We start from the raw sequence: 20,512 nt of genomic DNA, 5'->3' as shown, positions 1-20,512 counted from the left end.
AGCCCGCTAGGCTCCCGGCGTGACCGCCGCAGCCAGCTCGGACGCAGACCTCATCACGGCGCACGCCGCGGGTGACCCGCACGCCTTCTCCGAGCTCGTGCGCAGGCACCGAGATCGCATGTGGGCCGTCGCGCTGCGCACGCTGCGCGACCCCGAGGAGGCCGCGGACGCGCTGCAGGAGGCGTTCATCTCGGCCTTCCGGGCGGCCGCGAGCTTCCGGGCCGAGTCCCAGGTCACCACCTGGCTGCACCGAATAGTCGTGAACGCCTGCCTGGACCGGATGCGCAGGCGACAAACCAGGCCGACCGTGCCGCTCCCCGAGGCGGGCCCCGGCGAACCGGTGGCGCCCCGCGACGCGATGGCCGAGCGGGAGACCCGGCTGGTCGTCCAGGCGGCCCTCAACGAGCTGCCGGAGGAGCAGCGCGCCCCGATCGTGCTGGTCGACGTGGAGGGCTACTCGGTGGCCGAAACGGCCAAGCTGCTGGGTATCGCGGAGGGCACGGTGAAGTCGAGGTGCGCCCGCGGACGGGCCAAGCTCGCCAAAGTTCTGGGGCACCTCCGGAACCAGAGTGCAGATGCGAACGTCCCACTGAACAACGATGTGCAGGTGCAACAGGGACGTCAGTTGGAGGAACGATGACCGGCAATGCGCGGCGTTCAGGGCCGCCGTGGTCCGTCGACCTGCTGGCTGACCTGCACGCGGGGGCTCTGGACCCGCGGACCGAGGCCGAGCTCCGGCCGCTGGTCGAGAACGACCCCGAGGCCCGCGAGATCCTCGCCGCCCTCGACGCGACGCTCGACGACCTGCACAACCTGCCGCCGATCCCCATGCCGCGCCACGTGGCCGACCGGATCGACGCGGCCCTCGCCGACGAGGCCCGCCCGGTCGCGCCGGTGGTCGACTTCGCGCAGGCCAAGGCCCGTCGCGCCAAGCGCCTCGGCTGGGGCGCGGGGCTGCTCGCGGCGGCCGCGGTCGCCGTCGGCGTGACCGTGGTGACGATCCCGCGGGACACCGCGGGTGACGGCGGCCAGGCCCAGCCGGCCCAGACCACGAACACGCCGGTCACGGGCGGCGCCGACCGGATGCCCGCGGTGCGCGGCGAGAACTTCGGCCCGGTGTTCGGCGACGTGCTCAAGGCGCAGAACTACGGCCCGCTGGAGAACCAGGAGCAGCTGGCCGACTGCCTGCGCGGGGCGAACATCACCGCGGGCAAGCCGCTCGGGGTCAGCCCCATCACGCTGGACGAGAAGCCGGCCGTGATGGCGATCCTGCCCGCGGGCGCGCCCGGGGCCTACCGGATCGTGGTGGTCGACCCCCAGACCTGCGGTCCGGACAACCCCGACGGCGTCCTGGCGAACAGCACGATCGAGCCGTGACCACGGCCGCGGCCGGGTCGCCACCGGCCGCGTAGCCCAACTCACCCCGACGGTGCGGAATTACCGCACCCTACGATCCGTTGTGCGAAGTGCCGGGCCGGGTGATCCGGGCCCGGGAGCGACTAACGGAGGTCGAGGGTGTCGGACGTTCGGAACCTGATCGTCGTGGGATCGGGGCCCGCCGGGTACACCGCGGCGGTCTACGCGGCGCGTGCCCAGCTCGAACCGCTGGTGTTCGAGGGCTCGCAGTACGGCGGCGCGCTGATGACCACGACCGAAGTCGAGAACTACCCCGGTTTCCGCGACGGCATCATGGGCCCCGACCTCATGGAGCAGATGCGGGAGCAGGCCAAGCGCTTCGGCGCCGAGCTGCGCGCGGAGGACGTCGAGGGCCTCGAGCTCGACGGCCCGGTGAAGTACGTCACCGCGAACGGCAAGCGGTACGCCGCCCGCTCGGTGATCCTGGCCATGGGCGCCGCGGCGCGCTACCTGCACGTCCCCGGCGAGCAGGAGCTGCTCGGCCGCGGCGTGTCGTCCTGCGCCACGTGCGACGGCTTCTTCTTCCGCGACCAGGACATCGCGGTGATCGGCGGCGGCGACTCGGCGATGGAGGAGGCGACGTTCCTCACCAAGTTCGCCCGGACCGTCACGATCATCCACCGCCGCGAGGAGTTCCGCGCCTCCAAGATCATGCTGGAGCGCGCGCGGAGCAACGAGAAGATCAAGTGGCTGCTGAACGCCGAGGTCGTCGAGGTGCTGGGCCAGGACGCCGGCACGGTGTCCGGCGTGAAGACCCGCGACACCCGCACGGGTGAGGTGAGCGAGCACCCGTTCACCGGCTTCTTCGTCGCCATCGGCCACGACCCCCGCAGCGAGCTGGTCAAGGGCCAGGTCGAGCTGGACGGCGAGGGCTACGTCCAGGTCGTCGGCCGCACGACTCACACGAACGTGGACGGCGTGTTCGGCGCGGGCGACCTCGTCGACCACACCTACCGCCAGGCGATCACCGCCGCCGGTTCGGGCTGCGCCGCCGCGATCGACGCGGAGCGCTGGCTCGCCGAGCACGGGACCACGGAGGCCGCCGTCACCGCCGAGCACGTCGGCGGGGGCTACGGCGAGCCCGTCTCCACCAGCTGAACCCACCTTTCCCGAGGGAGAAACACGACATGGCAGGCACCCCCGTGGTCACGTCCGCTCAGACGTTCACCGATGACGTTCTGACCAGCGAAAAGCCGGTTCTGGTCGACTTCTGGGCGACCTGGTGCGGCCCGTGCAAGATGGTCGCCCCGGTGCTCGAGGAGATCGCCGCCGAGAACCCCGACAAGATCACCATCGCGAAGCTCGACATCGACGCCAACCCGTCGATCGCGCGGGACTACCAGATCATGTCGGTGCCGACCCTGATCCTGTTCCAGGGCGGCAAGCCGGTGAAGCAGATCGTCGGCGCCAAGCCGAAGGCGGCCCTGCTCAAGGACCTGTCCGACGTGCTCTGAGTGCAACCGAACCGGTGGCCCGTCCGTCTTCCGAGGAGACGGACGGGTCACTCGTTTGTGGAGCCGTAACCACTCGCAGTAGCCCCGTCCGTGGCATCGGCGCGAGCAAGGCACAATAGGTCGTCAGGTTCGCGTCGACGGATGTCGGCGCCTTAGTGAGCGAGGGGTGCATGCTGCTACTCCGCCGCGGGGATTTCGGTCCGGACGTCGCCGAGGTCAGGGCAACGCTGACGAAGCTCGGTCTGCTGTCCGATCCGCAGCCGTCCCAGGTGTTCGACCTGCCGGTCGAGCACGCGGTGCGCGCCTTCCAGCAGCAGCGGGGTCTCATCACCGACGGTCTCGTCGGCCCCGCCACCTACCGCGCCCTGCGCGACGCGACGTACCGGCTCGGCGACCGCCCGCTCGCGTTCCTCATGGCGCAGCCGGTGACCGGTGACGACGTGTTCGCGTTGCAGGAGCGCCTGCTGGAGCTGGGTTACGACGCCGGTCGGGCCAACGGCGAGTTCGGTCAGCAGACCGAGCAGGCGTTGCGGAGCTTCCAACGCGACTACGGGCTGATCGTCGACGGCATGTGCGGCCCCGACACGGTCCGCGCGCTGCGGCAGCTCCAGCCGAAGGTGCGGGGCGGGCGGCCGGTGTTCCTGCGCGAGCAGGAGCGGGTCCGGCGGGCCGGGCCGAGGCTGTCCGGCAAGCGCATCATCATCGACCCCGGTCACGGCGGCGAGGACCGCGGTGTCGTGGTCGACGGCGTGTCCGAGGCCGACGTCATGCTCGACCTGGCCAGGCTGCTCGAGGGCAAGATGGCCGCCACCGGCATGGAGGCCCTGCTCACGCGCGGGCCCAACCACAACCCGGACGAGGGTGAGCGGGCGCGGTTCGCCAACGAGGCGGGCGCCGACCTGATCCTGTCCCTGCACACCGACCGCAACGCCTCGCCCCTGGCGTCCGGTGTGGCGACGTTCCACTTCGGGACGGGCAACGGCACGTCGTCCACCGTCGGCGAGGCGCTGGCCGGGTTCATCCAGCGCGAGATCGTCGCCCGCACCGGCCTGCTCGACTGCCGCACGCACCCGAAGACCTGGGACATGCTCCGGATGACCCGCTGCACGGCGGTCCGCGTGGAGGTCGGCTACCTGACCAACGCGGGCGACCGGCAGCGGCTGGCCAACCCGTCGTTCCGCGACGTGGTCGCCGAGGGCATCCTGGTCGCGGTGAAGCGCCTGTACCTGCTGGGCAAGGACGACCAGCCGACCGGCACCTTCACCATGGACGACCTGCTGCGGCACGAGGTGGCCACCGGCAAGCTCCGCTGACCCGGCCCGCGGCAGCCTGCCACCGGTTCCGACCAAGTCCGGAACTGGTGGCATGACCACCGAGGTGCGGTGGAGCCGGGCTCCAGCGCGACCCCGAGAGCCGGCGCACCTACCGCACGACGTCGCCGCGAAGGCGTTGCTGGACGGGTTCCCGTGGGCGGACGTCCTCCCGAACGGTCGAACACCTGGCTGACGGGTGCGTGCGCCAGTCGCGAGAGCAGCGGGCGAACGCTCGTCCAGTGGCAGTGCGAGGTCACGGCCCCCGAAAGCCACCGGGTGAGGCCGCTACCAGTCCGCCAGGACGTCCAGCACCTCGGCGACGGCGTCCTCGTCGTCCGCGCGGTTCTGGGCGCGCAGGTCCAGCATCAGGTCGGTCAGCTCGTCGACCAGGTGCCCGGTCGGGATGCCGTCGGCCTGCCACCCGTCGAGCAGTGTGCGAATCTTCACGAAGTCCCGCGAGCCCTCGATGATCGCGAGTACTTTGCCCTGGATCTCGACACCCACGTCCACGAGTCGATCTTATTGGCCGACCCCGCCGGTGAGGAGCACGATGGAGTTCTACCGCCTCGAACCCGAGGTCGCCGGCGCGTTGGACGAAGGGACCGTGATCGACGCCGGGGCCCACCCGCCGCGCATCGAAGCGGTGCACTACGAGATCACCGACTGGGCCGGCGACGACCTGATCGAGGCGTTCCCGGTCTACCTGGTGACCGACGACCTGGCCGACACGCTGGTCGACAGCGGCTTGGACGCCTTCCGCGTCCGCCGCGCCACGGTGACCCTCTCCGACGAGGCGCAGGAGATGCTGGAGGGCAAGGAGCTGCCCACCTTCCACTGGCTGGAGGTGACCGGCCAGGCGGGGGTGGACGACCTCGGCGTCACCGACCAGGGTCAGCTCGTCGTCAGCGAGCAGGCGCTCGACCTGCTGCAGTCCGGCACGCTGGAGAACTGCGAGGTCGACCGCTTCTAGCCGGAGTGCGCGGGCATCTCCCACGGGATGCCGGGCAGCACGTGCCCGGTCTCCAGCAGCGACTTCAGGTTCGACAGCACCGCCGCCCAGCCGGACGCCGCCTGCGCGCGCTCCGCCTCGTCGGCCAGGCCCGAGTGGGTCACGGTCAGTCGCACGATCTCGCCGTACGCCTCGATGCGGAACGTCACCGTCGAGGTCACGGCCGGGTCCGCCGGGTCCACCCACGTCGTCACCAGGCGGCGCGGCGGGTCGGCCTCGACGACCCGGCCCACCACGTCGTCCACGTCGGAGCCGTCCGCGCGCCGGTGCGCCCACGCCGAGCCGACCTGCCAGTCCGAGACGTTGCGGTGGCCCCAGTAGCTCGCCGTCAGGTCCTCGTCGGTCAGGGCCTCCCACACCCGTTCGGGCGTGCTCTCGATGTACGTCACGTACACGAACTCCGGCTTCACCGGTTCCTCCGCTCGTCGTTTCACGTCGCCGAGCAGCCGCAACCGCGGCTGCTCGAACTTGTCGATCCACCGCTCCTGCACCTCGTGCAGCGGCACCGGGTTGAGGTAGTGCAGCTTCTCCCGGCCCCGACGGGTGGTGCTGACCAGGTTCGCCGCCTCCAGCACGGCCAGGTGCTGGGTGACGGACTGCCTGGTCATCCCCAGCCGGGCGCACAGCTCGCCGAGCGTCTGGCCGTTCTCCTCGTGCAGCCGGTCCAGCAGGTAGCGGCGGGTCTCGTCGGCCAGGGCCTTGAACACCTTGTCCACACCGCACGTTAGGCAGGCAATTGACTGCATGTCAACCCGTGCCGATGAACCCCCAGCTCAGGGGGCTGGCTGATCAGACAGGCTTGAAACTGGGCTCCGGCGGGGCGGCGGTCACCGTCACCGAGCTGAGCAGCCGCTCCAACGCCGCCTCCACGTCTTCCTTCCACGAAGACGCGCTGCGCAGCTCCAGCCGCAACCGCGGCCACCGGGGGTGGGGGCGCACCGTCTTGAAGCCGACCTGGAGCAGGAAGTCGGCCGGCGTGACGCAGCTCGGCCCGTCGACCTCCGGCCGGTTGTCGCCGAACGCCTCGATCGCCTTCACGCCGCGACGCGTGAGGTCCTTGGCCACCGTCTGCACGAGCACCCGCCCGAGCCCGCCGCCGCGGAACTCCGGCAGCACCTCCAGCCCGGTCATCAGCACCGCGTCGGGGCTGGCGGGGGAGGTGGGGAAGGCCAACGACCGGGGCACGGCCGGCGGGGGCGCGTAGAACACCGAGCCGGCGGGAATCCCGTCCAGGTAGATGATCCGACCGCAGGAACCCCACTCCAGCAGCACGCTGGAGACCCAGGCCTCCTTCTCGAACTCGGTGTCCCCGAACTCCTCGGCCTGCTCCTTCAGATGGGGCGCGAGCTCCCAGAACACGCAGGTCCGACTGTGCTTGGAGAGGTGCTCCAGGTTGTCCAAGGTGACGCCCACGACACGACGCGACACCCCGACCTCCAAGCCCCCGAAAGACTTCCCCCACGAGGATAGGCGGATGTGACCCCTGCCCGGAAGGCAGATGCCCCGAACGGGACGGCCGTTACACTCGGGCGGGAACAAACCCGCCGGTAACAGCCACCTACGGAGTTTCCCGTGAACCTACCCGGAGTGCCCCCCAAGCAGGGAGCCAGAAGCCTCGACCCCCACCTGCGCCGGTACGCGGCGCGCACGGCGGGCATGACGGCATCGGAGATCCGGGCGCTCTTCGCGGTGGCGAGCAGGCCTGAGGTGGTGTCCCTGGCGGGAGGGATGCCGCACCTGGCAGCACTGCCGCTGGAGTCCCTCAGCGCGGAGGTGGCCGACGTCGTGGCCACCGAGGGACTCGTGGCGCTCCAGTACGGCAGCGCGCACGGCGTGCCCGAGCTGCGCGAGCAGATCTGCGACGTGATGGCGCTGGAGGGCATCAACGCCCACCCGGACGACGTCGTGGTGACCGTCGGCTCCCAGATGGGCCTGGACATGGTCACCCGCATCTTCTGCGACCCGGGTGACGTCGTGCTGGCCGAGGGGCCGTCCTACGTGGGCGCGCTGGGCTCGTTCGCCGCTTACCAGGCCCAGGTCGTCCACGTGGGCATGGACGCGGACGGCCTCATGCCGGACGCCCTGCGCGAGGCCATCGCCTCGGTGGAGCGCTCAGGCCGCCGGATCAAGTTCCTCTACACGATCCCCAACTTCCACAACCCGGCCGGCGTCACGCTCGCCGTGCAGCGCCGGGCGGAGGTCCTGGAGATCTGCCGCACGCACGGCATCCTCGTGGTCGAGGACAACCCGTACGGCCTGCTGGGCTTCGACGGCGTCACGTACCCGGCCCTGCGCGCGACCGACCCGGACAACGTCGTCTACCTGGGCTCGTTCTCCAAGACGTTCGCCGCGGGCCTGCGGGTGGGCTGGGTCCTGGCGCCGCACGCCGTCCGGGAGAAGCTCGTCCTGGCGGCCGAGTCGGCCACCCTCTGCCCGCCGACCCTGAACCAGCTGATCGTGTCGCGCTACCTGTCGACGCACGACTGGAAGGGTCAGATCAAGACCTACCGCGAGGCCTACCGGGAACGCCGGGACGCGGCGATCTCGTCCCTCGAGCAGCACATGCCGCTTGGTTCCACGTGGAACAAGCCGAACGGCGGCTTCTACGTCTGGGTGACCGTGCCCGAGGGCATCGACACCAAGGCCATGCTGCCGCGCGCGATCACCCAGCGCGTGGCGTACGCGTCGGGCACCGGCTTCTACGCCGACGGCCTCGGCAGCCGCCAGCTGCGCATCTCGTACTGCTACCCGACGCCCGAACGCATCCGCGAGGGCGTGCGACGGCTCGCGAACGTCATCAAGGACGAGATCGAGCTGCACGAGACGTTCGGCCCGACCGTGGGCCGCGCCGTCTCCGGTCCGCACAGCCCTTCGCCCGACACCGCTTGATCAGGAGCACACGTTGTCCAACCGCTGGGTCGCAGTCCTGTCCGGGGGCCTTTCGCACGAGCGGGAGGTGTCCTTGCGATCCGGTCGCAGGCTGTCCGCCGCGCTGCGCTCGGTCGGCCTGGTCGTGGAGGAGTGGGACGCCGACGGCACCCTGCTCACCCGCCTGAAGGAACACCGTCCCGACGCCGTCGTGGTGGCGCTGCACGGCGGCGAGGGCGAGAACGGCTCGGTGCAGACGATCCTGGAGCTGATGAACGTCCCGTTCGTCGGCACGGACTCCCGCGCCTGCCGCCGTGCGTGGGACAAGCCGACCGCGAAGGGGGAGCTGGCCCGCGCCGGGCTGGCCACCCCGGAGTGGGCCGTGCTGTCGCACGCCACGTTCCGCGAGCTGGGCGCCCGACCGGTCCTGGACGCCATGGTCGACCGGCTCGGCCTGCCGCTCATGCTCAAGCCCGACCAGGGCGGCTCGGCCCTGGGCGCCCAGGTGGTCCGCGACGCCGCCGAGCTGCCGACCGCGATGGTCGGTTGCCTGGCCTACGGTGACACGGTCCTGGCCGAGCGCTTCGTGGAGGGCGTCGAGGTGGCCGTCGCGGTGGTGGACGGACCGGACGGTCCCCACGCCCTGCCGCCGGTCGAGATCGTCCCGGAGAACGGCGTCTACGACTACACCGCCCGCTACACGGCGGGGCTCACCGACTTCCACGCCCCGGCGCGCCTCGACGAGAAGGCCGCCCAGGCGGTCGGGGAGCTGGCGGTCTCCGCCCACCGCCTCCTGGGTCTGCGCGACGTCTCCCGGACCGACGCCATCGTCGCGCCGGACGGCACCGTCCACTTCCTGGAGGTGAACGTCTCGCCCGGTCTGACCGAGACCTCGCTCCTCCCGATGGCGGTCGAGGCGGCCGGTCGGTCGTTGGGGGAGATCTACGCGGGGCTCGTCGAGCGGGCAGTCGCGCGTTAGACCCTCTCACTCGACGATGACGGCCCGTGTCCGGATGGACACGGGCCGTCATCGTCACCGTGACAAAAGACCCCTGGGTGATCCCCTGCACCCCGAACGAATCCCATTTGTCCGATTTTCGACCACTCCGGTAGTGATCTTCGAACGGGCTCGTCGGACGCCGAAATCGACCCCGGAACTAGTCCGCGGCCCGCGCCCGCTGGGCCGCTTCGGGGGACATGAGCTGGATGATCCGCTCCAAGTCGTCGACGGAGCCGAACTCCACCACGATCCGCCCCTTCCGCTGCCCCAGCTCCACCTTCACCCGCGTCTCGAAGTTGTCCGACAGCCGCTCCGCCAACTCCTGCAACCCCGGCGCCTGCATCGGCTTGCGGCGGACGACCTTCGCCTTGGCCGGCTCCGCACCCTTGGCCAGCGTCACCGCTTCCTCGGTGGCCCGGACCGACATCCCCTCGGCGATGATCCGGGTGGCCAGCTCCTCCTGCACCCCGGGGTCCTCGACCCCCAGCAGCGCCCGCGCGTGCCCCGCCGACAACACCCCGGCCGCCACGCGGCGCTGCACCGGCAGCGGCAGCTTCAGCAGCCGGATCGTGTTCGTCACCACCGGCCGGCTCCGGCCGATCCGGTCCGCCAGCTCCTCGTGCGTCACACCGAACTCCTCCAGCAGCTGCTGGTAGGCCGACGCCTCTTCCAACGGGTTCAGCTGCACGCGATGGATGTTCTCCAACAGCGCGTCCCGCAGCATCACGTCGTCGGCGGTGTGCCGCACGATCGCCGGGATCGTCTTCAACCCCGCCAGCTGGGTCGCCCGCCACCGCCGCTCGCCCATGACGAGCTCGTAGTGGTCCGGCCCGATCGCCCGCACCACGATGGGCTGCATCAGCCCGAACTCGCGGATCGAGTGCTCCAGCTCCCGCAGCGCCTCTTCGTCGAACACCTGCCGCGGCTGCTTCGGGTTCGTTCGAATAGCCGTGACCGGCAGCTCCTGGTACACCGCGCCGGCCACCTCCCCCGTGGGGTCGGGGGAGGGCGCAGGGGTGGACGCCCCGTTCGACGACCCGTTGGAGCCCGCCCGGGCCGACGACGGCGCCGACGGTGTGCCGGGAGGTGGGCCGCTCGGGATCAGGGCCGCGAGCCCGCGGCCGAGGCCACCCTTGCGCTGTTCCGTCATGCCGACCCCATCTCCGCGCCGAACTCGGCGATCTCCCGTGCCGCGTCGAGGTAGCTCATCGCGCCCCGTGAGCCGGGATCGTAGGTGAGCACCGTCTGACCGAATCCTGGTGCCTCGGAGACCTTCACGCTGCGCGGGATCACCGTTTTGAGGACCGTGTCGCCGAAGTGGCCGCGCACCTCGCTGGTCACCTGGTCGGCCAGCTTCGTGCGGCCGTCGTACATCGTCAGCAGGATCGTGGACACGTTCAGCGTCGGGTTCAGGTGCGCCTGCACCAGCTCGATGTTGCGCAGCAGCTGTCCCAGCCCCTCCAGCGCGTAGTACTCGCACTGGATCGGGATCAGCACCTCCTGCGCGGCGACCATCGCGTTGACGGTCAGCAGGCCGAGCGAAGGCGGGCAGTCGATGAACACGTAGTCCGGCTTGATGGAATCCAGCGCCTCGGGGCTCAGCGCTTCCTTCAGCCGCGACTCGCGGGCGACCATCGAGACCAGCTCGATCTCCGCGCCCGCCAGGTCGATGGTGGCCGGCACGCAGTACAGGTTGGGGGACTGGTTGCTGACCTGAGCCGCCTCGGCCACGGACAGCTCACCGATGAGCACCTCGTACACCGACGGCGTGCCGGAGCGGTGCTCGACGGCCAGCGCCGTGCTCGCGTTGCCCTGCGGGTCGAGGTCGATGACGAGCACCTTGAGCCCGTGGATGGCGAGCGCGGCGGCCAGGTTCACCGTGCTCGTGGTCTTGCCGACGCCACCCTTCTGGTTGGCGACCACCATGACCCGGCGACGGTCCGGACGGGGGAGTTGGAGGGAGTCGGGGTGCAGGACGCGGGTGGCGCGTGCCGCTTCTTCCGCGATGGGGGTCCACACGGTGCTGTCTCCTGCCGGTTCCACGTTGTTTGCCAGATTCGACTCGGCTGCGGGGCGGAGCACTGCGCCCGCACCCACCGCGCCTTCAGGATCGGTTTCACGTGAAACACCGGCCGCTTGGAACACCGGTTGCAGGGGGTCGGGGTACACGTTCACCGAACCTTCCTTCTGCGACGCGCGCCTTCACGGCGGCTCGCCTGCTCATCGCGCTCCACGAGCACGACCGTCGTCGGCAGTTCGAGTACTTCGCCACCGCAGGTGGTGACGCGAGGTCGGATCCCTCCGGCCCGGCGCACCGCCTCGGCGTCGCGTTCCAGTTCTTCCGCGGCGCTCTCGCCCTTGAGAGCGACCAGACGTCCACCCGGCCGGAGCAGCGGCAGGCACCACCGCGTCAGCCGTTCCAGCGGAGCGACCGCGCGGGCCGTCACGACGTCGCTGTCGGACAGCTGATCCCGCACCGGTGGTTCCTCGGCCCGCCCGCGGACCACGGTGACGTCGAGGTCGAGGGCCTCGACGCACTCGGTCAGCCACGCCACCCGGCGTGCCATCGGCTCCAGGAGCGTGAGGTCGAGGTCGGGCCGCGCGATCGCCAGGGGGATGCCCGGCAGTCCCGCGCCCGAGCCGACGTCCACGACCCGTGCGCCTTGGGGGAGCAGTTCCGCCACGACGGCGGAGTTGAGGATGTGGCGCTCCCAGAGCCGGTCGACCTCCCGCGGGCCGATCAGCCCGCGTTCGACGCCGTGCTCGGTGAGCAGTGCCGTGAAGGCGACCGCCTTGTCGTAGTGGTCACCGAAGACCTTCTTCGCGCGGTCTTCCACCTCTGCGGCCATGTCTCCGTCCGGGACGTTTCACGTGAAACCACACCAGACGCCGGCGGCGGCCGGGTGTGGGCGATGGGGTTGGGCGTCTCGCCAAGGAGGCGGTGAGCCCCACGAGATGTGCCGGCCCCCACTATGACGGATCACCCCGGCGACACGCCAAATCCGAGTCGCGTTTCACGTGAAACTTTCAATCCGGCCGTCCTTCGGCAGCACGCGCAGGAGTTCCAACGCGTAGTCGACCGACTCGACGTGATCCAACCCGGGCACCTCGTCGAGCGGGAACCACGCCGCCCGGTCCGTGCTCCCGCCGATCTCGAACGTCAACTCGCCTCCGACGACGTGCGCCTCGTACAGGATCCGGATGCGGTGGTAGTCGACCTCGACGCCGTCGCGCACCATAGGTCCGTAGACGTTCTGGATGCCGAGCAACCGGTCGACCTCCGCTCGGTAGCCGGTCTCCTCGGACACCTCGCGGACCACCGCGTCGTACGGGTCCTCACCGTGGTCGAGCCCACCGCCGGGCAGGATCCACCTCGGCCGGTCCGGACCGAGCCAGCGGGAGAGCAGCAACCGGTCGTCTTCGATGATCACGGCGTAGGCGGCGACGCGGAGTTTCCGGGTGGTCCCTGTCATCCCGCGACCGTTTCACGTGGAACACGACGAGGGGAAGAGGTGGCTCGTGCACACGATCAGGCCGGGCTCGCTGAGCACGATGGGACCCCCGCACAGCCTCCGGCACATCGCCGACCTGGCGGCGTCCGGCGTGGAGGTGATCGTGTGCGCCCTCACCGAGACGGAGCTGGCCGAGCTCGACCTGGCCGGCGAACCCGTCGCCGCCCGCGCGGCCGGCCTCACCTTCCACTGGCTGCCGATCCCGGACTTCGGCGTGCCCGCGGCCGCTCCGGACCTCGACCCCGTGCTGCGCGACCTGCGGGCCGGCCGGCACGTCGTGGTGCACTGCCGGGCCGGGATCGGTCGCTCGTCCTTGCTCGCTGGCGCGCTCCTCGTGCTGGACGGCGCGTCACCCGAGGCGGCGTGGCAGGCGATCTCCGCGGCGCGCGGGCGGCCGGTCCCGGAGACCGCCGAACAGCGAGCGTGGCTGACCACCTTCGCTCAAGCGCGGTTCTGGGACGACCAAGCCGCGACGTTCGACGAGGAGGCCGACCATGGGCTGCGCGACCCGGCCGTGCGGCAGGCGTGGGCCGACGTGCTCCTGCCGAGGCTCCCACCCGCTCCGGCCGCGGTGGTCGACCTCGGCTGCGGCACGGGCAGCCTCACCGCGCTGCTCGCCGAGGCCGGCCACCGCGCGTGCGGCCTCGACCTCTCCGAGCGGATGCTCGCGGTGGCCCGCGCCAAGGCGCCCGGTGTCGACTTCCGCCGAGGCGACGCGGCGGACCCGCCGTACCCGCCGGGCAGCTTCGACGTCGTGCTCGCCCGGCACGTCCTCTGGGCGCTGCCCGACCCGGCCGCCGCGCTCGACCGGTGGCGCGCCCTCCTCAAGCCGGGCGGTCGCCTGGTCCTCGTCGAGGGTCGCTGGTCCACCGGCGCGGGTCTCACCGCCGCCGAGTGCGTGGCGCTGCTGGGGGAGGGGGACGTGCACCCGCTCACCGACCCGGCCCTCTGGGGACGGGAGGTCACCGACGAGCGGTACCTGGTGCGGGCCTGACCTCCGGCCGACCCCGGGAACGCGAACGGCCCCGATCCCATCGGGACCGGGGCCGTTCGGACGTTCTGCTCGATCAGCCCGCTCAGGGCTTCGGCAGCACCACCACGCGACGCTGGGGCTCCTCGCCCTCGCTCTCGCTGTGCACCCCCGCCACGGCGGCGACGGCGTCGTGCACGACCTTCCGCTCGAACGGGGTCATCGGGTGCAGCCGCACCTTCTCGCCCGTCGCCACCACCTTCTCGGCCGTGGTCCGGCCGAGGTCGGCGAGCTCGGCACGCCGTCCGGCGCGCCAGCCGGCGATGTCGAGCATGAGGCGGCTGCGCACGCCCGTCTCCTGCTGGACGGCGAGCCGGGTCAGCTCCTGCAACGACTCCAGGACCGTGCCGCGGGGACCGACCAGCTTCTCCAGGTCGTCACCGCCGTCGATGCTCACGATCGCCCGACCCGCCTCGACGTCGAGGTCGATGTCGCCGTCGTAGTCGAGCAGGTCCAACAGCCGCTCGAGGTAGTCCCCGGCGATGTCGCCCTCCTGGACGAGCAGGTCCTCCGAGCTCCCCGAGCGCGCCGGCGGAACCTTGTCGGCCTCCGGTGCGTCCACGTCGGCCGCCTGCAACGTCTCCGACACGATGTCTCCTCTCCAGGGTCAACGACGCTTCTTGTTGCCCTGCTTCTTGCCAGGGGATCGGTCTGGGCTCAGACCGGGAACCTCGGTGGACGGCTTCGCGGTCGAGGTCGACTCGCTCACGTCCGGGGTGGCCTTGACCTCCGCGGCGTCGTCGGCGGCGGGCTGGGCGCCCGCGGGCTTGCGCTGCGGCTGCGGCTTCTGGCCGGGCTTGGGCTTGGTCACGGGCTTCACGCCCGGCTTCGGGGCGAGCGCCGACCGCTGCGCGGTGGCCTCCACCTTCTTCGCCTCTTCCTCGCGGTCGATGCGGTGGTACACGACGTACTGCTGGCCCAGCGTCCACGCGTTGTTGCTCAGCCAGTAGAGCAGGATCGCGATGGGGAAGAAGAGACCACCGACGAGCACGCCCAGCGGGAAGATGTAGAGCGTCAGCTTGTTCATGATCGCGGTCTGCGGGTTGTCCGTCGCGGCCTGCGTCTGCCGGGCCACCGAGTGGCGCGCGGTGAAGTGGGTCGCGATCGACGCGATGATCATCAACGGGATGGCCACGTACAGCACCGCGCTGCGCTCGGTGCCGAAGTCCGTCAGCGACGGCTGGTTCGGGTCGTCCCACGGCATCGTGATGAACGTCGACAGGTTCGCGCCGAACAGCTTCGCGTTGACGAACGACTCCACGCCCTGGGCGTCGAAGAAGTAGACCTCGCCCCAGCCGGGCTTGAACGAGCGCAGCACGTGGAACAGGCCGATGAACACCGGGATCTGCACCAGCATCGGCAGGCAGCCGCCCAGCGGGTTGACGCCGTGCTCCGACTGGAGCTTCTGCATCTCCTGCGCCTGGCGCTGCTTGTCGTTCGCGTACTTCTTCTTGATCTTCTGGAGCTCGGGCGCGAACTCCTGCATCTTGCGCATCGAGCGGACCTGGCCGACGAACGGCTTGAACAGGATCGCGCGCAGGGTGAAGACGAGGAACACCACGGACAGCGCCCACGCGAACCCGCTCGACTCGCCGAAGACGTGGCCGAACACCCAGTGCCAACACCACAGGATGAAGGACACCGGGTAGTAGATGAAGTTGAGCACTAGCTACTCCTCGGCAGGAAGGTCGGGGACCGCGTTTCGCCTCGGCGGAACCGGGTCCAGGCCACCAGGGTGCCAGGGTCCGCAGCGACCCAGACGGCGGAGGGTCAGCCAGGAACCGCGCAGCGCACCGTGGACGGTCAACGCCTCCACCGCGTACGCGCTGCAACTCGGGTGGAAACGGCAGGTCGGGGGCAGCGCCGGTGAGATGAACTTCCGGTAGAAGCGCACCGGGAGCAGCAGCGCCCGCACGACGGGGCTCACCTGGACGGTCGTCATCGCAGCACCTTGTGCAGCGCCGCGTCGAGGTCACGGCCGAGCTCGGCGCTGTCCGCATCGGCTGACGGTGCCAACGCTCGCACGACCACCGAAGTTCCGGGCGGCAGCACGGCGAGCCGGTCCCGCACCAGGTGCCGGAGCTTGCGGCTCACCCGGTGGCGGACCACGGAGTTGCCCACGGCCTTGCTCACGACGAAGCCCACCTTGGACGGGTCCAAGGTGGGCTGCGCCGAGGTGCGTTGCTCCGCCGAGGCGCCATTGGAGGCTGTCGGGGTGCGTTGCTCCGCCGAAGCTCCATCGGGGGCTGTCGGGGCACGTCGCTGCGCCGAGGCGCCGTCGGACGGCGTCGGTGTCAGGACGTGCACCACCAGCCGGGACCGGCCGGCCCGGCGGCCTCGGCGGACCACCAGGCCGAAGTCCTGGCTGCGGGTCAGCCGATTGGCCGCGGGCAGCACGGCGCTGCGGCGATCAGGCGGACAGCTGCGTGCGGCCCTTGCCCCGGCGCGCGGCCAGGATGGCGCGACCGGCGCGGGTGCGCATGCGCAGCCGGAACCCGTGCGTCTTCGCACGGCGACGGTTGTTGGGCTGGAAGGTGCGCTTACCCTTGCTCACGGTCGGACTCCCGGTGCTTAACTGCCAAGCAGGTCTGTGGTTGTCCCCAGCGATCAAGCCTTAGGCGCGCGAAAAGCACCCCACGCAAGCGGGAGACGGTTACGAGGGTACGCAGCTCCGGGGGCGCGGTTCAAATCGGGGTCGCACCCGGGGGCGCCCGGCGGCGTCGCAGCGGCGTTGCGCGCACGAAAAGGGCTTGCGCGGCCGTACGTCTTGTGGCAAGGCCCGCGCCTTGTTAGCGTGCTGCCTTCGCGGGTGGTGCGGGGTGACGCGGGCCGGGCTGACGAGGGACGACAGCCCCCGCCACGCCGGCCGCGGGTGTTCGGGGGCAACGGGGGGATCCGCTGCGCTCCGGGCCGCGTTCGTGCACAGTTGTGGATAACTCTGTGGATGCCTCTATCCTCCGTGTCCACGTCGTGGAAGTTCCCCGGGGACTGACCGCGAAGACGTCACCGAGGGGAGGGGAGCGCGGAGGTGTCCGACCACCAGACCGATCTGGGTCTCGTGTGGGAACAGGTCGTGCAGGAGCTCGCCGCCAGCACGTTGTCCCCCCAACAGCGCGCGTGGATGCGCGTGACCCGACCCATCGGGCTGCTCGACGGGACCGCGCTGCTCGCCGCGCCGAGTGACTTCGCCAAGGAAGCCATCGAGCGCGCGCTGCGCGAGCCCATCACCGCCGCCCTGTCCCGCAGGCTCGGCCGGGCCGTCTCGCTGGCCGTGAAGGTCGACTCGCCCGATCCGCCGACGGCGCAGATCCCGGTGCCGGTTCCGGTGCCCGTGCCTGTTCCCGGACCGCCGCCGGGCCTGGTCTCGATCAACGGCGGCCTCGCCGTCGAGGCGGAGGTCGAGGGCGACACCGAGGGCGAAGGCGACGAGGTCGACGAGGAGGGCGAGGCGCTCGCCGCGGTCACCGAGATCTGGCCGACGTTCAGCGGCGGGCACGCCGCGCCGAGCGGCACGCCCTACACCCGGCCGGCCAACCCGGCGTCCTCGCAGACCAGGCTGAACGAGAAGTACAACTTCGACACGTTCGTCATCGGCGCGTCCAACCGCTTCGCGCACGCCGCCGCGGTGGCCGTCGCCGAGGCGCCCGCCCGCGCGTACAACCCGCTGTTCATCTGGGGCGAGTCCGGGCTCGGCAAGACGCACCTGCTGCACGCGGTCGGGCACTACGCCCAGCGGCTGTTTCCCGGCATGCGGGTGCGGTACGTGTCGACCGAGGAGTTCACCAACGACTTCATCAACTCCCTGCGCGACGACCGCAAGGTCGCCTTCCAGCGCCGGTACCGGGACATCGACGTGCTGCTGGTCGACGACATCCAGTTCCTGGAGGGCAAGGAAGGCACGCAGGAGGAGTTCTTCCACACCTTCAACACGCTGCACAACTCGAACAAGCAGATCGTGGTGTCCTCCGACCGGCCGCCCAAGCGGCTGGAGACGTTGGAGGACCGGCTGCGGACGCGGTTCGAGTGGGGCCTGATCACCGACATCCAGCCGCCCGAGCTGGAGACGCGGATCGCCATCCTGCGCAAGAAGGCCGCGCAGGACCGGCTGGCCGCGCCCGCCGAGGTGCTGGAGTTCATCGCGGCCCGGATCGAGCGGAACATCCGCGAGCTGGAGGGCGCGCTCATCCGCGTCACCGCGTTCGCCTCGCTCAACCGGCAGCCGGTCGACGTGCAGCTGGCCGAGATAGTGCTGCGCGACCTGATCCCGGACTCGCACGCCCCGGAGATCACCGCGCCCACGATCATGGCGGTCACCGCGGAGTTCTTCTCCGTGTCCATAGACGACCTGTGCGGCCCCGGCAAGACGAAGGTCCTGGCCCAGGCGCGGCAGATCTCCATGTACCTGTGCCGCGAGCTGACGGACCTGTCGCTGCCGAAGATCGGCCAGACGTTCGGCGGCCGCGACCACACGACGGTCATGCACGCGGACAAGAAGATCCGCAAGGAGATGGCCGAGCGCCGCCGGGTGTACGAGCAGGTGCAGGAGCTGACGTCGCGCATCAAGCAGCGCGCCCGCCACACCCCCTGACCCGCAAACGCTTGCGCTCTGCGTCCGCACCACCCCCACCACCCGCGCCGCGCCCGGCCACGTCCAGGCGCGGCGCCGGCTTTCGCCGCCCCGACCGGCCCGGCACCTGAGCCGACGCCGACGCCGCCACGCCCGCCGGTCGACCCGCTCGGCGACCCGGTGGCCCGCCTCCGGCACCCCTTGTCCCGGCACGCGTGCTCCAGCCGCCCGGCACCCGCACCCGGCCGCCCGCACCCGGCACGGCCGCGGGGCACCCACAGCGCCCCGGCGCGCCGGCCGGCAGCCCACCCCGGAACGGCCCGCGCGCAGCCGTCGTCGAAGCGCGCCTCCGGCCGGCCCGGCACCCGCCCCTCCCGTCCCCGGGTGCGGCCCCTCCCGTCCCCGGGTGCCGCTGTCGCACCCGGGGACGGGCCGCACCGCACCCGGGTGCGAACCGGACCCGCCGGCGGCACCCGGGTGCCGCGACCGCGCCGGCCCACCCGCGCCTGATCAGGCGCCCGCGTCACCCGGGCGTGGCGCCCGGGGCCGACGGGGGTCGTTTCATGTCACCCGTGTGAGGTACCCCCGCCCCACGAGGGCCGCGAAAAGGGCGTTCCCGGTGCGGCCCAACGACCTCGTCGCAGGTGCCGGCGCTGGTGAACCGCGGGCCACGGGTTGTCCACAGGCCCGGAAAAGCGGCCCCTCAGGGGAGATTCGGCCCACCATCACCCTGTGCAGCACCCGGGTACAACTCGGCCCACACCCGGGGATTAACCCGGGGACAACTCGGCCTTCCTGTGGACCGAACGGAGGAGCCCGCGAGTTCTCCCCGGGGACACCGACTTGTCCCCGGGTGACACCCCGTGTCCATCCACACCTCCAAGCGGGCGACACGCTGCGGAAACCGGGGTTGTCCACACAATCCACAGGCCCTACTGCTGTTGCTGTTGTCTTCCCTTGAAGAGAAGAACAAAGAAAAAACAGGCGGCGGTCGGGCCCGGGGACGAGCGCTCGGCAGCGCCTCGTCCCCGGGCAGCCCCGAGGTGACGAAGCCCGCCCCGACGCTCTACGGTGGGGAGCCTCCGCGCCGAGGGTCGGAAGATCCGGCGAGGGCCGCGGCTCCCCAACCCCCACCGCAACGCATGCTGTTGTTGGTCATGCCGACTTGAGGAAGGACGCCTCATGAAGATCCGCGTCGAGCGCGACGGCCTGGCCGACGCCGTCGCCTGGGTCGCCCGCAGCCTGCCGTCCAGGCCGCCTGTGGCGGTGCTCGGCGGCATCCTGCTCGACGCCGGGGCGGAGGACGGCTCCGGCGAGGCGCTGACCGTCTCCGGCTTCGACTACGAGGTGTCCGCCCAGTGCGGCGTCCCGGCCACGATCGCCGACGGCGGCAAGGCGCTCGTCAGCGGACGGCTGCTGGCCGACATCACCAAGGCGCTGCCGAACCACCCGGTCGAGATCGCGGTCGACGGCTCCCGGATGACGATCTCCTGCGGCAGCGCCCGGTTCAGCCTGCCGACCATGCCGGTCGAGGACTACCCGCAGCTGCCGTCCATGCCGCAGCTCGCCGGCGAGCTTCCCGGCGAGCTCTTCGCCGAGGCCGTCACCCAGGTCGCCGTCGCGGCGGGCAAGGACGACACGCTGCCGATGCTGACCGGCGTCCGGCTGGAGATCGGCGAGGGCAAGGTGACCCTGGTCGCCACCGACCGCTTCCGGCTCGCCATGCGCGAGTTCCCGTGGGAGCCGAACGAGTCCCTCGGCGAGGTCGCCGTGCTCGTGCCGGCCAAGACCCTCAACGACTCCGCGAAGACGCTCGGCGCGTCCGGCGCGAAGGTCGAGCTGTCCCTCGCCGCGAACGACGGCCTGCTCGGCCTGTCCGGCACGGGCCGCCGCACGACCACCCGCCTGCTCGACGCCGACTTCCCCAAGTACCGCCAGCTGCTGCCCACCGAGCACTCGGCCGCCGCGATCATCGAGGTCGACGCGCTGGTGCAGGCGATCAAGCGCGTGTCGCTGGTCGCCGAACGCGGCACGCAGGTCCGGCTGGAGTTCGTGGACAGCGGCCTGCGCCTGTCCGCCGGCGGCGACGACGAGGGCAGCGCCGAGGAGGAGCTGCCGGTCGACTACACCGGCGACGCGGTCACCATCGCGTTCAACCCGACCTACCTCCTCGAAGGGCTCCAGGCCGTCCGCACGCCGCGGGCGCACTTGTCCTTCACCACACCCAGTCGGCCCGCACTGCTCAAGCCGGTGGACGAGGATGGGAACGTGGCGCCGGGCTACCTCTACCTGCTGATGCCCGTGCGCCTGCCCGGCTGATCCACAACGCCATCCACAGACGCT

23 protein-coding genes are annotated in these 20,512 nt (G+C 71.1%); 11 read left to right on the top strand and 12 right to left on the bottom strand.

The window, feature by feature from the left end; translation table 11 throughout:
• Positions 1 to 19 precede the first annotated feature (19 nt).
• The 5 genes from sigM to EDD40_RS23410 all read left to right on the top strand — a co-directional run bounded on the left by sigM (position 20) and on the right by EDD40_RS23410 (position 4,183).
• Positions 20 to 640: an RNA polymerase sigma factor SigM gene (gene sigM / locus EDD40_RS23430; protein ID WP_123744841.1), complete on the top strand. Its 621-nt coding sequence runs from the start codon at positions 20 to 22 to the stop codon at positions 638 to 640.
• Positions 637 to 1,377, top strand: a complete 741-nt coding sequence (locus tag EDD40_RS23425) for a hypothetical protein (protein WP_123744840.1) — start codon at positions 637 to 639, stop codon at positions 1,375 to 1,377. The genes sigM and EDD40_RS23425 overlap by 4 nt, the downstream gene beginning before the upstream one ends.
• A 138-nt stretch (positions 1,378 to 1,515) precedes the next feature.
• A complete protein-coding gene (trxB, locus tag EDD40_RS23420) occupies positions 1,516 to 2,514 on the top strand; it encodes a thioredoxin-disulfide reductase (RefSeq protein ID WP_123744839.1) in 999 nt (332 codons plus the stop codon).
• Positions 2,515 to 2,543: 29 nt separating this feature from the next.
• Positions 2,544 to 2,870, top strand: coding sequence for a thioredoxin (trxA, locus tag EDD40_RS23415; RefSeq protein WP_123744838.1), 327 nt, complete (start codon positions 2,544 to 2,546; stop codon positions 2,868 to 2,870).
• Positions 2,871 to 3,040: 170 nt separating this feature from the next.
• A complete protein-coding gene (locus EDD40_RS23410) occupies positions 3,041 to 4,183 on the top strand; it encodes an N-acetylmuramoyl-L-alanine amidase (RefSeq protein ID WP_123744837.1) in 1,143 nt (380 codons plus the stop codon).
• A gap of 285 nt (positions 4,184 to 4,468) precedes the next feature.
• On the opposite strand, the gene EDD40_RS23405 is transcribed toward EDD40_RS23410, so the two are convergent.
• Complete coding sequence (locus EDD40_RS23405; RefSeq protein WP_123744836.1) at positions 4,469 to 4,693, bottom strand: hypothetical protein; 225 nt, start codon at positions 4,691 to 4,693, stop codon at positions 4,469 to 4,471.
• 40 nt (positions 4,694 to 4,733) lie between these two features.
• On the opposite strand from EDD40_RS23405, the gene EDD40_RS23400 reads away from it, so the two are divergent.
• Positions 4,734 to 5,153: a hypothetical protein gene (locus EDD40_RS23400; protein ID WP_123744835.1), complete on the top strand. Its 420-nt coding sequence runs from the start codon at positions 4,734 to 4,736 to the stop codon at positions 5,151 to 5,153.
• Here the strand turns inward: EDD40_RS23400 and EDD40_RS23395 are convergent.
• On the bottom strand, positions 5,150 to 5,908 hold the full coding sequence (locus EDD40_RS23395) for an ArsR/SmtB family transcription factor (RefSeq protein ID WP_123744834.1): 759 nt from the start codon (positions 5,906 to 5,908) through the stop codon (positions 5,150 to 5,152). The two genes, EDD40_RS23400 and EDD40_RS23395, sit on opposite strands and share 4 nt — an antisense overlap.
• A 73-nt stretch (positions 5,909 to 5,981) precedes the next feature.
• The gene (locus EDD40_RS23390) at positions 5,982 to 6,620 is read right to left on the bottom strand and encodes a GNAT family N-acetyltransferase (protein WP_123744833.1); all 639 of its coding nucleotides are present in this window, start codon (positions 6,618 to 6,620) and stop codon (positions 5,982 to 5,984) included.
• A 144-nt stretch (positions 6,621 to 6,764) separates the two neighbouring features.
• On the opposite strand from EDD40_RS23390, the gene EDD40_RS23385 reads away from it, so the two are divergent.
• A complete protein-coding gene (locus EDD40_RS23385; RefSeq protein WP_123744832.1) occupies positions 6,765 to 8,081 on the top strand; it encodes an aminotransferase-like domain-containing protein in 1,317 nt (438 codons plus the stop codon).
• A 13-nt stretch (positions 8,082 to 8,094) separates the two neighbouring features.
• The gene (locus EDD40_RS23380) at positions 8,095 to 9,039 is read left to right on the top strand and encodes a D-alanine--D-alanine ligase family protein (protein WP_123744831.1); all 945 of its coding nucleotides are present in this window, start codon (positions 8,095 to 8,097) and stop codon (positions 9,037 to 9,039) included.
• 178 nt (positions 9,040 to 9,217) lie between these two features.
• On the opposite strand, the gene EDD40_RS23375 is transcribed toward EDD40_RS23380, so the two are convergent.
• The 4 genes from EDD40_RS23375 to EDD40_RS23360 all read right to left on the bottom strand — a co-directional run bounded on the left by EDD40_RS23375 (position 9,218) and on the right by EDD40_RS23360 (position 12,533).
• Positions 9,218 to 10,210, bottom strand: coding sequence for a ParB/RepB/Spo0J family partition protein (locus EDD40_RS23375; RefSeq protein ID WP_123744830.1), 993 nt, complete (start codon positions 10,208 to 10,210; stop codon positions 9,218 to 9,220).
• On the bottom strand, positions 10,207 to 11,079 hold the full coding sequence (locus EDD40_RS23370) for a ParA family protein (RefSeq protein ID WP_308257267.1): 873 nt from the start codon (positions 11,077 to 11,079) through the stop codon (positions 10,207 to 10,209). Before EDD40_RS23370 ends, EDD40_RS23375 begins: the two co-directional genes overlap by 4 nt.
• Positions 11,080 to 11,231: 152 nt before the next feature.
• Positions 11,232 to 11,909 (bottom strand): 16S rRNA (guanine(527)-N(7))-methyltransferase RsmG, encoded by a 678-nt coding sequence (gene rsmG, locus EDD40_RS23365; RefSeq protein WP_123744829.1) that lies wholly within the window; start codon positions 11,907 to 11,909, stop codon positions 11,232 to 11,234.
• A 165-nt stretch (positions 11,910 to 12,074) separates the two neighbouring features.
• Entirely contained in the window at positions 12,075 to 12,533 is a 459-nt protein-coding gene (locus tag EDD40_RS23360; protein ID WP_123744828.1) for an NUDIX hydrolase, read from the bottom strand.
• Positions 12,534 to 12,579: 46 nt separating this feature from the next.
• On the opposite strand from EDD40_RS23360, the gene EDD40_RS42715 reads away from it, so the two are divergent.
• On the top strand, positions 12,580 to 13,566 hold the full coding sequence (locus EDD40_RS42715) for a methyltransferase domain-containing protein (RefSeq protein WP_211348233.1): 987 nt from the start codon (positions 12,580 to 12,582) through the stop codon (positions 13,564 to 13,566).
• Between the two features lie 82 nt (positions 13,567 to 13,648).
• Here EDD40_RS42715 and EDD40_RS23350 read toward each other — a convergent pair whose 3' ends face one another.
• From EDD40_RS23350 to rpmH, 5 genes are read right to left on the bottom strand one after another with little or no spacing between them, the layout of a single operon-like run.
• Positions 13,649 to 14,191 carry a Jag family protein gene (locus EDD40_RS23350; RefSeq protein ID WP_053714548.1) on the bottom strand — a complete coding sequence of 181 codons (543 nt, stop codon included), beginning with the start codon at positions 14,189 to 14,191 and terminating at the stop codon, positions 13,649 to 13,651.
• Positions 14,192 to 14,209: 18 nt separating this feature from the next.
• Positions 14,210 to 15,268, bottom strand: coding sequence for a membrane protein insertase YidC (gene yidC, locus EDD40_RS23345; RefSeq protein ID WP_123744827.1), 1,059 nt, complete (start codon positions 15,266 to 15,268; stop codon positions 14,210 to 14,212).
• A 3-nt stretch (positions 15,269 to 15,271) separates the two neighbouring features.
• On the bottom strand, positions 15,272 to 15,544 hold the full coding sequence (gene yidD / locus EDD40_RS23340) for a membrane protein insertion efficiency factor YidD (protein WP_053714550.1): 273 nt from the start codon (positions 15,542 to 15,544) through the stop codon (positions 15,272 to 15,274).
• Complete coding sequence (gene rnpA, locus EDD40_RS23335) at positions 15,541 to 15,999, bottom strand: ribonuclease P protein component (RefSeq protein WP_123744826.1); 459 nt, start codon at positions 15,997 to 15,999, stop codon at positions 15,541 to 15,543. The genes yidD and rnpA overlap by 4 nt, the downstream gene beginning before the upstream one ends.
• Before the next feature lie 13 nt (positions 16,000 to 16,012).
• Complete coding sequence (rpmH, locus tag EDD40_RS23330) at positions 16,013 to 16,156, bottom strand: 50S ribosomal protein L34 (protein ID WP_053714552.1); 144 nt, start codon at positions 16,154 to 16,156, stop codon at positions 16,013 to 16,015.
• Positions 16,157 to 16,630: 474 nt separating this feature from the next.
• Here rpmH and dnaA point away from each other — a divergent pair, with 474 nt between their 5' ends.
• Both dnaA and dnaN read left to right on the top strand, forming a co-directional pair.
• Positions 16,631 to 18,190, top strand: coding sequence for a chromosomal replication initiator protein DnaA (gene dnaA, locus EDD40_RS23325; protein WP_123744825.1), 1,560 nt, complete (start codon positions 16,631 to 16,633; stop codon positions 18,188 to 18,190).
• A gap of 1,161 nt (positions 18,191 to 19,351) precedes the next feature.
• Positions 19,352 to 20,488, top strand: coding sequence for a DNA polymerase III subunit beta (gene dnaN, locus EDD40_RS23320; RefSeq protein WP_123744824.1), 1,137 nt, complete (start codon positions 19,352 to 19,354; stop codon positions 20,486 to 20,488).
• Positions 20,489 to 20,512 lie beyond the last annotated feature (24 nt).

This window comes from Saccharothrix texasensis (assembly GCF_003752005.1).
In the GTDB taxonomy this organism is placed as follows: Bacteria; Actinomycetota; Actinomycetes; order Mycobacteriales; family Pseudonocardiaceae; genus Actinosynnema; species Actinosynnema texasense.
This window is presented reverse-complemented; position numbering and strand designations above follow the sequence as displayed.

What these genes read in the sequence shown, in the direction of transcription:
- EDD40_RS23425 (WP_123744840.1), top strand. Translation starts at nt 637, where the DNA reads ATGACCGGCAATGCGCGGCGTTCAGGGCCGCCGTGGTCCGTCGACCTG.
- trxA (WP_123744838.1), top strand. Translation starts at nt 2,544, where the DNA reads ATGGCAGGCACCCCCGTGGTCACGTCCGCTCAGACGTTCACCGATGAC.
- EDD40_RS23410 (WP_123744837.1), top strand. Translation starts at nt 3,041, where the DNA reads ATGCTGCTACTCCGCCGCGGGGATTTCGGTCCGGACGTCGCCGAGGTC.
- EDD40_RS23400 (WP_123744835.1), top strand. Translation starts at nt 4,734, where the DNA reads ATGGAGTTCTACCGCCTCGAACCCGAGGTCGCCGGCGCGTTGGACGAA.
- EDD40_RS23375 (WP_123744830.1), bottom strand. Translation starts at nt 10,210, where the DNA reads ATGACGGAACAGCGCAAGGGTGGCCTCGGCCGCGGGCTCGCGGCCCTG.
- rsmG (WP_123744829.1), bottom strand. Translation starts at nt 11,909, where the DNA reads ATGGCCGCAGAGGTGGAAGACCGCGCGAAGAAGGTCTTCGGTGACCAC.
- EDD40_RS23360 (WP_123744828.1), bottom strand. Translation starts at nt 12,533, where the DNA reads ATGACAGGGACCACCCGGAAACTCCGCGTCGCCGCCTACGCCGTGATC.
- yidD (WP_053714550.1), bottom strand. Translation starts at nt 15,544, where the DNA reads ATGACGACCGTCCAGGTGAGCCCCGTCGTGCGGGCGCTGCTGCTCCCG.
- dnaN (WP_123744824.1), top strand. Translation starts at nt 19,352, where the DNA reads ATGAAGATCCGCGTCGAGCGCGACGGCCTGGCCGACGCCGTCGCCTGG.